The 13,299-nt window shown below is 69.4% G+C and carries 9 protein-coding genes; 8 read left to right on the top strand and 1 reads right to left on the bottom strand.

Going from position 1 to position 13,299, the window contains the following annotated elements:
• Window positions 1-219 precede the first annotated feature (219 nt).
• From ABEA43_RS66840 to ABEA43_RS66820, 5 genes are all read left to right on the top strand, one after another.
• Window positions 220-1,173, top strand: coding sequence for an AraC-like ligand-binding domain-containing protein (locus ABEA43_RS66840; RefSeq protein WP_345581056.1), 954 nt, complete (start codon window positions 220-222; stop codon window positions 1,171-1,173).
• Between the two features lie 12 nt (window positions 1,174-1,185).
• Entirely contained in the window at window positions 1,186-1,647 is a 462-nt protein-coding gene (locus tag ABEA43_RS66835) for a cupin domain-containing protein (protein ID WP_345581053.1), read from the top strand.
• The gene (locus ABEA43_RS66830; RefSeq protein ID WP_345581051.1) at window positions 1,644-2,171 is read left to right on the top strand and encodes an alcohol dehydrogenase catalytic domain-containing protein; all 528 of its coding nucleotides are present in this window, start codon (window positions 1,644-1,646) and stop codon (window positions 2,169-2,171) included. The genes ABEA43_RS66835 and ABEA43_RS66830 overlap by 4 nt, the downstream gene beginning before the upstream one ends.
• A complete protein-coding gene (locus ABEA43_RS66825; protein ID WP_345581049.1) occupies window positions 2,168-2,548 on the top strand; it encodes a hypothetical protein in 381 nt (126 codons plus the stop codon). Before ABEA43_RS66830 ends, ABEA43_RS66825 begins: the two co-directional genes overlap by 4 nt.
• 193 nt (window positions 2,549-2,741) lie before the next feature.
• Window positions 2,742-7,127 carry an nSTAND1 domain-containing NTPase gene (locus ABEA43_RS66820; protein ID WP_345581047.1) on the top strand — a complete coding sequence of 1,462 codons (4,386 nt, stop codon included), beginning with the start codon at window positions 2,742-2,744 and terminating at the stop codon, window positions 7,125-7,127.
• 439 nt (window positions 7,128-7,566) lie between these two features.
• Here ABEA43_RS66820 and ABEA43_RS66815 read toward each other — a convergent pair whose 3' ends face one another.
• Entirely contained in the window at window positions 7,567-8,544 is a 978-nt protein-coding gene (locus ABEA43_RS66815) for a hypothetical protein (RefSeq protein ID WP_345581044.1), read from the bottom strand.
• A 695-nt stretch (window positions 8,545-9,239) separates the two neighbouring features.
• Here ABEA43_RS66815 and ABEA43_RS66810 point away from each other — a divergent pair.
• The 3 genes from ABEA43_RS66810 to ABEA43_RS66800 form a co-directional block, all read left to right on the top strand.
• On the top strand, window positions 9,240-11,504 hold the full coding sequence (locus tag ABEA43_RS66810) for a hypothetical protein (RefSeq protein WP_345581041.1): 2,265 nt from the start codon (window positions 9,240-9,242) through the stop codon (window positions 11,502-11,504).
• 438 nt (window positions 11,505-11,942) lie between these two features.
• Window positions 11,943-12,446 (top strand): hypothetical protein, encoded by a 504-nt coding sequence (locus ABEA43_RS66805; RefSeq protein ID WP_345581038.1) that lies wholly within the window; start codon window positions 11,943-11,945, stop codon window positions 12,444-12,446.
• Between the two features lie 13 nt (window positions 12,447-12,459).
• The coding region (locus ABEA43_RS66800; protein WP_345581035.1) for a DUF4253 domain-containing protein at window positions 12,460-13,299 on the top strand (840 nt) is incomplete at its 3' end.

The following is a 13,299-nucleotide window of genomic DNA, read 5'->3' as shown; positions in this document are numbered from 1 at the left end:
CCCCGGTGATCCCCGGATCAGGCTGCCTCCAGCTTCACCCCACCGCTACGACGGCAGAGCGACGGTGGTCTTTCACCTCCGTTCGGACAAACAGCGCTTTCCATGGCGCACCGGCACGATTCTTACCAGCACCCCTGGTAGAGCAGATGCGGGCCGACGCCGCTGTAACCCCAGCCGAACACCGTGCCCCACCGGAAGTGTCGCCGTTATCATTGACCGGTGATCGGCAACCTTGAGACGTTCCAGGACGAGCTGGCCGCCAGCGGGTTTCCGCCGCTGGTCAACAAGCTGGCCGGGGCCGGCTTCCGGGGCCGGATCGCCACTTGTGACCTCGGGCCGCTGCGGCTGGTCTCCCTCGCCACGCCCGAGAGCTCCTGCATCGGGCGGGAGCGCGCCGCCTCCGACGGCGAGAACCTGGCGATCAAGGTGATGACCCGGGGCCAGACGCGGATCAAGCAGGGGCGCGGCGACGCCGAACTCGGGCCGGCCGACCTGGTGCTGCTCGATCCCACGCGTACGATCCGGTTCGAGAGCACCGCCGCGGCGCACGTCACCATCCTGGTTCCGCGCCGGGAGCTTCGGATCCGGCCCGCGCAGATCGACCGGCTCATCGGCGTACGCATCGACGGCAGTCACGGTCCGGGCGCTCTCGTCTCTGTGCTGGCTCGGGAGTCGGCGCGGTCGGCGACCGAGTTCCGCGAGGCGGAGGCGCTGAGGGCGGCGGCGGCCGTCGTCGAGCTGATCGCGGTCGCGCTGGAGGCCCGGCTGGGCGACGGACAACCGGCCCCGGACGAGCGGCTGCGGGACCGGATCGCCGGCTACATCGAGGCCCGGCTGGCTGATCCCGATCTGTCCCCGCCCAGCATCGCCGCCGCCCACCACCTTTCCGTACGCCGGCTGCACAAGCTGTTCGAGGATCAGCCGCTTACCGTCGCGGCCCTGATCCGCCGTCGCCGCCTTGAGCGCTGCCGGGCTGAGCTGACCGGAAGCGGACGTACGGTCACCGCTGTGGCCGCCCGGTGGGGATTCTCCGATCCCGCCCATTTCAGCAAGCTCTTCAAGACGACGTACGGCTACAACGCCCGTGCACTGATAACCAGCAACCGTGCACGGGCGACCAAGACGCGCACAGCCGGCCCGGAACAGGATGGTGGTCACCAAGGTCGGCAATAGATAGGAAAAGTCGTGGCGAAGGTAAACATCGTCCGCCCCGGTGAGGGCGAGATCCTCGGCAGCGGGGCGCAGCAGATCCGAATCCTGGAGAACGGCGAGCACACCGACCACCGGCTGGGGTTCGCCGAGGTCACTGTTCCACCGGGCACCCCGAGCCCGTTGCAGCACCGCCACGCCCAGCACGACGAGGGCTTCTACGTGCTGGCGGGAACGTTCCGGTTCACCGTCGGCGAGGACCAATACGACGCCGGGCCGGGCACCTGGGTCATCGTGCCGACCGGGGCGCCGCACACGTTCGCCAACGTCGGCGACGAGAACGCAGTCATGCTGAACACGTTCACGCCGGACCTGTACGTGCAGTACTTCCGCGACTTCAAGGCCATGATCGATTCCGGGCAGCCAGTCAACGCCGAGACTATGAAACCGCTGTGGAAGAACTACGCCACCGAGATCTCGAACGAATACGCCTCGTGAAGCGCCTTCAGTACGACCGCTACGGCGGCCCGGAGGTGATGCGGCTGGCAGAGTTCGAGCCACCACGACCGGGTCCGGATGAGGTTCTCGTCCGCGTCCGGGCGGCGGCTTCCAACGCGCTGGACTGGAAGATGCGCAACGGCGAGATGAAGCTGATGACCGGTCGCTCCTTTCCTCGGGCGATGGGGCACGACTTCGCCGGAGTCGTCGAGGCGGTCGGCGCCGGCGTCACCCGCCTGAAGGCCGGCGACGCGGTACTCGGCGTGGCTCGGTTCCGGCAGGCGGGGGCGTTCGCCGACATGGTGACGGCCCCGGAGAAGGCGGTCGTGCTCAAACCGGTGGACCTTTCGTACGAGCGGGCCGCCGCGCTGCCGACCGTGGGCGTGACCGCCTACCAGGCCACGGCGGAGGTCCGGCCCAACTGCAGCAGCAGGAAGCCCGGATTCGTGAGGTCGAGCAGGAGCGCGAGCAGGCTCGTGGCACCGCGGCGGCGCGCGCCGAAGAGGCTGATCGGCTCCGGGTGACGTTGGCTGCCGAGCAGCAGAAGCGAGAGCAGGCGGTCACCACGGCGGCGGTGGCCGAACAGGCCCGTGAGGCCGCCTCCCAGGCCCGGGCCGACGCCGCGGGTGAGGCGGAGCGGCTGCGCGCCGAACTCACCCACGTCACCAGCACGCTGCGCACCGCCCAGCAGCAACGCGAGGAGGCCCTCACCGCCGCCGCCGTGGCACAGGCCCTGCTGCATGAGCAGGAGACGTCACGCCTGCCTGGCCACGTCAACTCCGTTGCAGGTCATCCCGTTCCCGCCACAGACGCCAACGTGCCGGCACGCACGTCATCCGATCGCACTCCCACCGCTGCCGGCCCCACCCCAGACGAGGCGTCGGCGGCTGGGCATTCCTAGCCTGGACGCTCCACAGACGGCGCGGACCGGCGAGTCAGGAGGGTGACGCTCCGGGTGGTCGCGCACCACGCGCATCCCGATCGCTTCGGCCAGGGCCGTCGGGGCGCCGCCCCGACGGCCGGGAAGCCACGGGTAAAAGCGCCTCTGCGGGCAACGGCGTAATCATCAGTGAGGTGCTCGACGATAAGCAGGTATGGCGACCGAACCGCAGCGCGACCTTCCGCAGCTCATCCGGGCCGGCGTGCGGGCCCAGGTGGGCCGCCTTGCCAAGGTCGCAGGACAACCGCGGCGGTGGTCCCCACCACTCCTGCTGGCCGCGTTGTCGGCGGGTGCGTTCGCTCCGCTGCTGCTTCCGGTGCTCGGCGATGCCGCGTTGCTGGCGGCGACGATCGGTGCGGTGACGTCGGTCGGCGGCAATGTGCTCACTGACGTGATCAAGACTGGCGTCCAGCGCCTCCGCTACGGCGATGGCAGCTTTGGCGGTGGCGATCCTCTGCCGGGGGAGGAAGAGTTGGCGGCCGTTCTGGAACGGCAGTTGCGGCAGGTGCTGCAGAGCGGTACGGAGCAGGCTGATTGGCTTCGCGCTGACATCGCCAAGGTCCTGCGCGAGACCGGTGCGATCGGGACCGTGCTCCAGGCCGCGGTGGAGAGCGGCGACCGGCTCCTGCAGTCGCGACTGACCGAGGGACTGGCCGAGCTCGGGGAACAGTTCGACGAGTTCGCCTTCGTCCTCGCCGAGGTGCGTGGCAAGCTGCAGATCATTCAGGAGAGTGTCGACAGTAACAGCGCCGACCTGCAGGTGTCGGTCGGCCTGCACTATCGGCAGGCCACGGACATCCGGTTGCTGCTGGAGCGGGTGGCCCTCATCGAACGACGCATCGTCGGCCGACCCGCCGGAATGGCCCCTGCGACCTGGCAAGGCGCCCCGTACAAAGGGCTGCTGCCCTTCGACGAGACCGATGATGCGGTGTTCCACGGGCGTGAGACTCTCACGGCGGAGTTACTGAGCACCTTGTCGCGTCGGTTGTCGCTCCCGCGTCTTCTGGTGGTGACCGGCGCTTCGGGCGCGGGGAAGTCGTCGTTGCTGCGTGCCGGTCTCCTGCCGGCGATCAATCGGGGGGAGTTGACCGGGCCGGCTCGCCACTGGCCCCGCCATGTCCTGGCACGGCCCACCCGCAGCCCGCTGACCGGCCTGGCCAATCTGCTGGCAGGATTGGCCGGGGTGCCCGCCCCGGATGTCCTGGACCATCTGACCGCGCATCCGCAGCAGGCGCATCTGCTCGTGCGCCAGGCCGTGGAACACGATGCACGCCGCCGTGGCCGACCCGAGCCGGAGTTGGCCGGGTCCCGGCTGGTGCTGGTCGTCGACCAGTTCGAGGAAATCTTCACCATGCCCGACGGGGCCGGCGAGCGAGCGGCCTTCATCACGGCGCTGCACGCTGCGGCGACGACTCCCGGCGGGGCAGCGGACGTCCCGCCCGCACTGGTCCTGGTCGCGGTGCGGGGCGACTTCATCGACCGCTGTGCCGACCACCAGTCACTGGCCGAGGCGTTGGCCAGCCCGTTCATCGTGGGACCCATGACAGAACCGGACCTGCGCCGCGCCATCATCGCTCCTGCCGACGCAGCCGGATTGGAGATCGAGCAGGGACTGCCTGATGCCATCTTGGCGGAGCTGCGCGGCCCGGCAGGCCGCTTCGGAGCCGGCGTCTTGCCGTTGCTGTCCCAGGCAATGCTGATCACCTGGGAGCATCGGGAGGGCAATCGGCTGACCAGCCGCGGCTACGGCCAGGCCGGTGGTGTCGGCCACGCGGTCGCCAGCAGCGCGGACGACGCCTATCAAGAGCTCGACACGGCCGGGCAGGCAGCGGCCCGGCAGCTGTTCCACCAGCTCACCGTGGTCTCAGCAGAGGGCAGCCTGGCGCGCCGCCCCGCCCCAGTGGCAGAACTGGCCGCTGACCCGGCGATCGACAATGCGATGCACGTCTTCGCCCGGCGGCGGTTGCTCGTCATCGATGCCGACAACGTGCAGATCGCGCATGATGTCCTGCTGGAAGCTTGGCCGCAGTTACGTGGCTGGGTAGAGGCCGACCTGGCGGGGCACGCCCTGTACAGCCAGCTCCTCGACGACGCCGACGCCTGGGACACCAACGGCAGGCGCACAGAGTACCTGTATCGAGGCGAACGGCTGGCCGGCCTCTTGCGCGTGATGCCCCGCTGGCAGGCCACCCCTGACCGCTACCCGGCGCTGCCCGGCGTTCCCCGCACCTTCTTGCGGGCCGCTCAGACCGCCTGTATCCGGGCTTCTCGGCTGCGCCGCATCCTGGTGGGCGTCCTCGTCACGCTGGTGGTGCTGGCCAGCACCGGTGCCCTCATGGCGACCAACGCCCAGCAGAACGCCAACCGCCAGCGTGATGACGCCGTCGCCCGCCGACTGGCAGCCCACGCTCAGTTGATCGCCGGCGACCCCTCCATGTCGGCCATGCTCGCCGTGGCAAGTGCCCGCATCAGCCCGGCCAGCGCTGAGGCGCGCGCGAGCCTGCTGGCGGTTCTGCACCAGCCGCATCGTCACATCTTCCCCGAGCACGAGGGAGGCGTGAACGTAGCGGCCTTCAGCCCGCACGGTGGCCTGCTGGCCACCACCAGCGGCGTCGGAGTACGCCTGTGGGAAGTGGCCACCCACCGCCAAGTCGGTGTACTCGCCCAGCCCGGCGTCCAACCCACGTCACTGGCCTTCAACCCGGACGGCCGCATACTGGCCACCGCGCAGGACGACGCCGTAGTGAGACTCTGGGACGTGGCGACGCGGCGGCCTCTTGGCACGTTGACCGATCCGGAGGGCGACACGTCTACTGTGGCCTTCAGCCCGGACGGCCGGTTACTGGCAGGCACAAGCAGGCATCCGGATCGCGAACATGGCTGGGTGCGGTTGTGGGATGTCGCCTCCCGCGAACAGGTGGGGGTCTTGGCCGAGCGTGACGGCTCGCCCACTTCGGTGTCGTTCAGTCCCGACGGCCGTACCGTGGCTTCCACACACGACGGCATCGGCGGCATCGAGCTCTGGGACGTGCTCACGCACCAGCGGATCGCCGTCCTGCCCGATCATGGGCGCGGAGTGGAACAGGCAGTGTTCAGCCCCAACGGGAAACTCATGGCCAGTGCCTCGGGCAATCGGGTACGCCTGTGGAACGTCGCCTCCGGCAAACAGATCGGCGAGCCGCTGGTGACCGCGCTGGACGCTGTGTTGTCGGTGGCCTTCAGCCGGGACGGCCGCATCGTGGCCGGCGCCGGGACTCCCGCGATCGGCCAGGCCGAGGGCGGCGTGCACCTGTGGGATGTGGCCACAGGCGCACCTCTCGGTTCACCCTTGACACCCGCAGGAGGTCGGGTGGCCTCCCTGTCATTCAGCCCTGACAGTAGGACCCTGGCCGGCGCGAGCGTCGATGCGCAGAGCAGCGGCACGATCCGTCTGTGGGATGTCGCTGTTCACGCACAGATCGCTCCGCCGTTCATCGACCCGCTCGGGGAGGTGAGGCACGTGGCGTTCAGCCCGGACGGCCGTGTCCTTGCCGCCCTCAGTACCAGCGTCGGCGAAAAGTATGAGAACGGTGACAGGATCCGCCTGCTGGATGCCGTCACTCACGAGCAGAGCGGTGCTTCCCTCGTCAGCCCTGCCGAGCGCGTGACCTCCCTCGCGCTCAGCCCGGACGGCCGCATCCTGGCCACCGGCGGCGCGCCGGATTCCGAGCGCTCCGGCACCGTGCGCTTGTGGGACATGGCTTCACGTACCGAGATCGCCGCTCTCGATGGCCCTCGCGGCTATCTCGGCGCAGTGGGCTACAGCCCCGACGGCAAGGTCATCGCCGGCCTGTTCAATCAGGGCGAGGCAGAGAACGGACCGGCTGAGGTCTGGCTATGGAACACGGCAACCGGCAACCGGGCAGGTCAGCCGCTGAGAGATCCGAAGAACTCTCAGACGGCTCTGGCCTTCAGCCCGGACAGCCGCTCGCTGGCGATCAGCAGCCCCTACGGGGGCGTGCAACTGTGGGATGTAGCGACCGGCTCCAAGATCAGTGACCCCCTCGTGTCCACGGGCGGCGCATTATCGGCAGTCTTCGCTCCAGATGGTCACACGCTCGCAGTTGTCGGCGTCAGCGGCGAGGTTCGGCTATGGGACGTCGACAGGCGTCAGCAGAAAGGCCTGCCCCTCAACGCGCAGACCGAACGCCTGTCCGCAGCCGCCTTCAGCCCGGACGGCCGCACGCTGGCCACCATCGGAGAGACCTCCGGCCAAGTATGGATGTGGGACCTGGCCACCCACCAACGCATCGGGGCGCCGCTCGTCGACACCACGAACAATCCCTACACGCTGACCTTCAGCCCGGACGGGCGCACTTTGGTCGTGGCAGGCAGCGCGCCCAGCGACAACAGCAGGGGCAACATCACCTTCTGGGACATCACTGTGCCGACTGATCTCATTGCCGCTGTCTGTGCCATAGCTGGACGATCTCTCACCAGAGCCGAATGGACTCAGTACGTTCCCGAGGTGGGCTATCGCCCCACCTGCGGGGGCGCCTGAGGGACTCGGGGCCGCCAAGTCCTGCGAAAGTAGCATCAGGAGCGTCGGAGGAGAATCCGGGGCTGTGCTACGTCGAAGAGCCCCACCAGGGTTCGGGCATGGTGGACCACCTGCGCGGCTGGTACCGCGGCAAGAAGCTCATCGCCTTCACCCTGGAGCCCTACCACGAGGTCGACGCCGACGCCTTCCGCGCGGCCAGCCCATCCACCTGATCAACAGCCTGTAGTCCGGCAGCGCCAGCCAGCCGCCCTGGCTATCGAGCGCGCTGCGACGATCCATACTCCGGAGCCTTCTACCTGCCCCGCGCTGATGCAGGACGCCGCTCACCGGTGGCGTGAAGCACGGCGCCGCAGGTGGGGGGGAGACATTGTCTGGCGTTGCGCGGATCGTCGGCTGACACGCGGTCAGCGGCACTGGCTTCGCCGGAGGTGAGGCCCGTCTAGGTAAGCCCCAGGAGCCGCCGCACCTGGGCGTAGCGGCGCCCTGGCAGGACAGATGCAGCCGACCAGGGCAAGATCTCCGGCATGCGTCTGCCCGCGCCCGCCAGCAGGCGCTGCGCGCGGGTGAGGTGCCCGCCGAAGTAGAACGCGGCGCCGAACAGGTGCATGGCGTCCAAGGCACGCGGATGTGGCCGGCTGCCGTCACGCCACTTCTCGGCGGCCTCGATCAGCGAGTCCGCCACGCCGGATTCGCCGAAATAGGCTTCCAGGACGTCCTGAGCGGACTGCTCGGTCCCGTTGATCTCACTCCACGCGATCTCGAAGTGCGCCAGCGCCACCATGGCGGTGACCGGGTCGCCCGGACGCGCGGATGCCGTCACGTTTCGGGCGAAGGCGAGCACCTGTTCGTCAGAGCCGTACCATTTCGCGCACAGCGCCTGGGCCCGGCTGTAGTGCCCGATGTACAGGTGGGGATCGCGAGCGATCAGCTCGCTCCAGACTCGGTCGAGCTCCCTTCGGCCGACCTGCATACCGATCCCATGCCATTGCAGCCGATCCCACGGCACAGGATCGTCCGGCAGCGCCTGCGCCGCCTGCTGCAGCGAGCCGGCCGCGCTCGACAGCACCTCCCGGAATCGGGCGAAGCGGTCCTCGCCCACATAGGCGGCGTAGGAGCCGCCGCGGATCAGCCACGCCTGCTGGATCCGCGCGGCACCGAGCCAGACCAGCGCGTCGGCGTTGTCCTCGGCCAACCGGGACAACCTATCGGTGTACGAGGCGGCGGCGATCGCCAGCTGTTCGACGCGAAGCGCCCGCAGTTCATGGTCGCCGCGAGCTCGGGTGATCAGTTCCAGCCCGGGCGCCAGCCGCCCGGCTTTCACCTGCGGCAGGACCTGCTCCAACGCCGGGTCGTCCCAGGACCTGCCCAGCCGCATCCGCGACGTCTTATCGAGCAGGTCAAGAACCGCCCGGATCACTCTCACCAACGACATCCGTGATCAATACCGCAAACGGCCGTAGCGCCGCAACGGCACCTTGCGCCTGCGGGAGCTGGCGGAGATCACCCCGTCAGGCCGAGCAGGTCCGGCGATGCGGCAGGGCTGTCGGCACGCCGTCTTCGGACCCGGGCCGGACATCGACTCCTCCTCCTGAAGGTGGACGGCGCGGTGGGCCTGGGACGCCCGGCTTTGGCCGCACAAGCGCGAGCAGGCGGAGGTGGCGTTCGGCGCGCGGTGGCCACCGTTCTTGACGGCGAGAGCTCAGGCTATACCGGTGAAATCGTCGGGCGGGTGGGCGAGACGAGACGAGGGCGTGTGGGCGATGGCGCGGATCGTAGCGGTGCACGGGGTGGGAAATCAGCTGCTCGGCGAGCGGTCGCTGCTGAAGGAGTGGCGGCCGGCGTTGCAGGACGGCCTGAACCGGGACGGCGGGAGCCCAGGTGGGTGGCTCAGCCGCCACCAGCACGGGCCTGCACAGCTTCCTCAGTCCGCGCATGGACGCTCACGTGAGCACCCGGAGCCGCACTGGCGGACCCGTCCTGCTGCTTCCGTGCCCGCCAGAGGAGTCCGAGCTACAGGCCAAGAGCCGTCCTGTGGAGCGGGTGCTTGATCCACTTGACCGGGGATCAGTAGGGTTGGGCGCTTTCCTCCTTATCCCCATCCCGGAGTACCTCATGCGCCGCCACCGTTTCGGCCGGCTCGCCGCCGGCTTCGCGGCCCTCTACCTGGCCGCCGTGATCGTCCTCGCCGTCGTCGGACTGGTCACCGGTGACCTCGTCCCGCTGTGGCGAGTCGTCGCGGACCCGGACGGATACACCGCGGACGAGATCGGGGCGTGGCCGTGGCTGCCCGCCCTGCTGGTGCCGATCGCGGCGGTGCAGGCGTGGGCGTACCGGGAGGTACTGCGCGGGCGGCTGCGCGGGGAACCGGCGCGGCACGGCCGGGAGGCGCGACTGCTGCGGGTCGCTCTCTACGCCATGGTCGTGTACGTCCTGACCTGGCAACTGCCGATCCCCTACCTGTGGTGGACGTCGCTGGTCGCCGATGTGATCGAGCTCGCGGTGATCTGGCTGTTCTTCCGCGTGCTGCGGGAGACCAGCCGCCGATGGACGCGGGTGCTCATACTCGTCACCGGCACGCTCAGCGTGGTGCACAACGTCGTCACCACCATCGCGTACCAGACGGGCAACTTCCGCTTCGCCGGCCAGAACTGGACCTGGGCGCTGGACGCCCTGTGGTCGGTGTGGCTGGTGTCGCTGCTGGTGGCGCAGACGCGGGACCCGCGCTGGAGCGGCGCGACAGTACGGGCGGGCGTGATCGCGGTCTTGTTCTCGTTCCTGTCGTCCGGCTCGGTCTCGATCGTGACGTTCGGCAGTGCGGACGCGGTGTCATGGAAGCTGCTGATGCCCTCGCTGCTGGGCGCGGTTTCGGTCTTCTCGCTGGTCTGGTGGGCGCGGTCGGCGCACGACCTGGGCACGCTCCAGCCTCCCGCGCCCGTGTGGGCGCGGGCCAGGGGGTGGCCGCTGCCGGCGGCGGTGGCGATCGTGCTCCCGCTGCTCCCCGCGGCCGTCAACCTCGCGCAGGGGGTGCCGTTCTGGCTCGGACCGAAGAACGTGCTGGGCGACGTGGTACGCGAGTACACCGGGTCGGAGGCCACCGCGTACTGGTTCGCGCTCGACCTCCTCGTCGGCGTCGGCGCGCCGGCGGTGCTGATCCTGCTCGCCGTGCGGCGGCGGACGCGCACGTTACTGCGCGCGACGACGCTGAGCCTGTTCCTGCTGGGCGGGGCCGGCGCCGTGAGCGCGTTCACCTCGGAGCACTCCACCTTCTTCGGGGAGCTGTGGCTCTACCCGGAAAGCCTCTACGTCGAGCGAGGCGCGACCGTCCCCTACGAGGGCGCCCAGCTCCTGTCCCCCGGCATCTCCCCGCTCTGGTATGCCCTCGCGCTCACCGCCTCCGGCCTCGTCCTGCTCCTGCTGTACGCAGCCCCGCCCGCGCACCGCGTCCGCCACCACGTCTTCCTGGCGGCGCTCGCCTCGGCCGTGGCCCTGTGCCTGCTGCCCGCGGCGGACATGGCCCGCGGCCCCGTCACGGACTGCGACATGCCCGAGCCGTGGCAGATCGACACGGGCGAGGCGGAGCCACGCGCGCTGACCGCCGCGCAGAAGTTCGTGTGCTCCCTCCGGAGTGAGTACGGCGCACAGGGCCTGCACGTGTTCCCCGGCACCACGCCCGACCAGGTCGTGCTCGCCTACGGGCGCCGCCTGTGCGGCGTCCACACCCGCAACGACCCACGGGAGCTGGCCCGGCTGGAGATCGAGCGTGCGTCCCTCACCTATCCCCTGGCCGAGATCTGCCCCAGCGCCACCACCATCGTCCAGGCCGCGAAGGCGAAACAGGACCAGGAGATCGCGGCGATGCAGGCCGGCTCCCAAGCCTTGTGCGACGCCACGCCGCGCCACCGCCCGCGCATCAAGCCGGTCCGGGCGATCCGGATGAAGGAGCCGCAGTGGACCGACTACGGGGTGCTGCAGACATATGAGGGGGAAGGAGCGGAGGAGACCGAGCCGGACAGGGACCCCGGCAACGGGCTGGTCTCCTCCGCGCGCGGCATCCTGGCCGTCATGACCCACCCCGACTTCGACCTCTGCGTCACCCTGGAGACCTACACCCGCCGGCCGCCCGTCGAGACCAAGGGCTGGGACAAGGTGGTCGAGGTCGGATACGACAGCCCGGGCGGCGAGATCGTGCTCTACGACAGCCTCAGCGGCACCGAGCTGCCCAACCTCGCCCTCAACGGGCGCAAGGGGCACTACCGCATCCGCGTGCACTACGCCTGGTTCCCCTGGAAGGGCGAGGCGCAGAGTGGGCAGCGGCTGCTCATCATGGCGTACCCCAGCAAGGGCGACAAGGAGATCGTCCACCGGAACCGGAGGTGATCTGGTGGCGAAGAACGTGTGGCACGATCGCACCCTTTGGCGGCAACGGTTCGTCCGGGCCGAGCTTCCAGAGCCGCTCAAGAGCGCGGTTGGTCACGTCGGAAACTGCCCGCAGCGTGGCGGTTGCCAGCGAGAGGTACCGTGGCCGCAGACGGCGGCAACCAGTTGGTTCTCGATCGCCTTCGCTGGACCTTCGGACGTATGCGTGCATCGGATGTGGCTCACGCAGCCTCGCTCCGCTCGGGCGTGAGCAGACCTGTTCGAGCAGGCTCAGCCGATACGCGGGTCGCGGATGGAGCGATGGCCCACTCGTGCTCAATCTCGGCCTGGCGCAACCGCCACGCCGCGCGGCACACCCGGCGCCCATAACGAGGGCGTTCGCCTGGGTCAACCTCGGCCCGGTTCCCGGCGTCGTACCCATTGTGGATCTTGCCAGACATGACGTCGTGGCCGGGCGCATGGGATGGTCCCCTCTCGCACGAGCTGGTCTGCAGAGACTCCTTCTTCGAGCAGAACGCATACGATGGCGCGCCCGCCGTAACCCGCCGCTTGATCGGTGAGGTCTCAGTCCGTGAGGACGTGCTGTTCCTGCCCGACGAGCACAGCGCCGAACAAGCACGCACCCAGCCCCTCAACTGGAGCGGCTCATGCCTCTCCGGCGAGGACCTGGCCCACAGCATCAACCCCCGCCTCGAACCCTTCACCAGAGGCCCGTGGACAGGTGAGATCAAGACCTTCGCCATATGGCGCCCCGACCCGCCGCCCCGGCCCAAGGGCACCAACCGCCACTCGGTCGCGCACGTCGCCATGGGTGTGCGCTGCGGCGTCACCATGGTCTACCTCCGCTGGCGGGGACCGGCCGGAACTGACCCAGCCGCCGCCCTGCGCGCGGGCCGCGCCACCCTCATCCGCACACTCGACCGCCTGCCCTCCGGCGGCTGACAGCCTTCGATGCTTGGCCTTCAATGCCTTGGCGATCATGGCTTATCGTGCTGCGATGGGTTTTGAACAGCGGCTCCAGTCGGAACTGGCGGCACTGACCGGCCACGAGGACAGCGTCGTGGAACTCTGCGGCCTGCTGTCGCCGGGCCGCCTCATCGAGACGGACGAAGGCGAAGGCCGCCCGGGTCTATGGATGACTGTGGAACCGGCCTCGGCTGATCTGTGGACAACTGTCCGAGAACTCCACGAGCGGACCGGCTTGTGGCCCCTGCTGCTGGAATCTTCGCCGCACGATGACGAAATCCGGCCCTGGGAATCCGGGGAGCTCTCTCTAGAGAAGATCACTTCTCCGGATCTCCACGACCACGCGACTCTCCTGGCGACGTGGTGGGCGCAACACACCGAGGTCGATGCGGACAGCGATCCGTTGTCGCCGACCGAACGGATCGCCGTGACCGCACCCTACGGTCAGCACTGGCCCGGGTTGGCGCCGGGCAAGCCGTTCACCGCGGAGCCGACCTCGTTCGCAGCCGAGTACGCAGTCCGCCTCACGGCCCAGAATCCGGACATGCGCCTCGGCCTGGCCGCCGCCGGCCGGGGGGCTGATGCTCTGGCCGCCGCCGGGTGGACGGGCCCGCCGAACTACACCAACGACACCGGTGAGATCGCCGCCGTCCTGCGCAGCTGGGAGGACCGGTCCGGCGCCGTGGTCGTCGGCGTCGGTCTCGCCGACCTGTATCTGAGCATCGCCGCCCCGCCTTCGACGCTGCAGGAGGCGCTCCACGTCGCAGCCGAGCACTTCGCCTTCTGCCCGGACAACATCTGGCAGAACAGCCACCCCTACACGCTTGCC

The sequence above is a fragment of the Nonomuraea rosea genome (assembly GCF_039539705.1).
Classification (GTDB): Bacteria; Actinomycetota; Actinomycetes; order Streptosporangiales; family Streptosporangiaceae; genus Nonomuraea; species Nonomuraea rosea.
The sequence above is the reverse complement of the archived record's forward strand: the minus strand, read 5'-3'. Positions and strand labels throughout refer to the sequence as shown.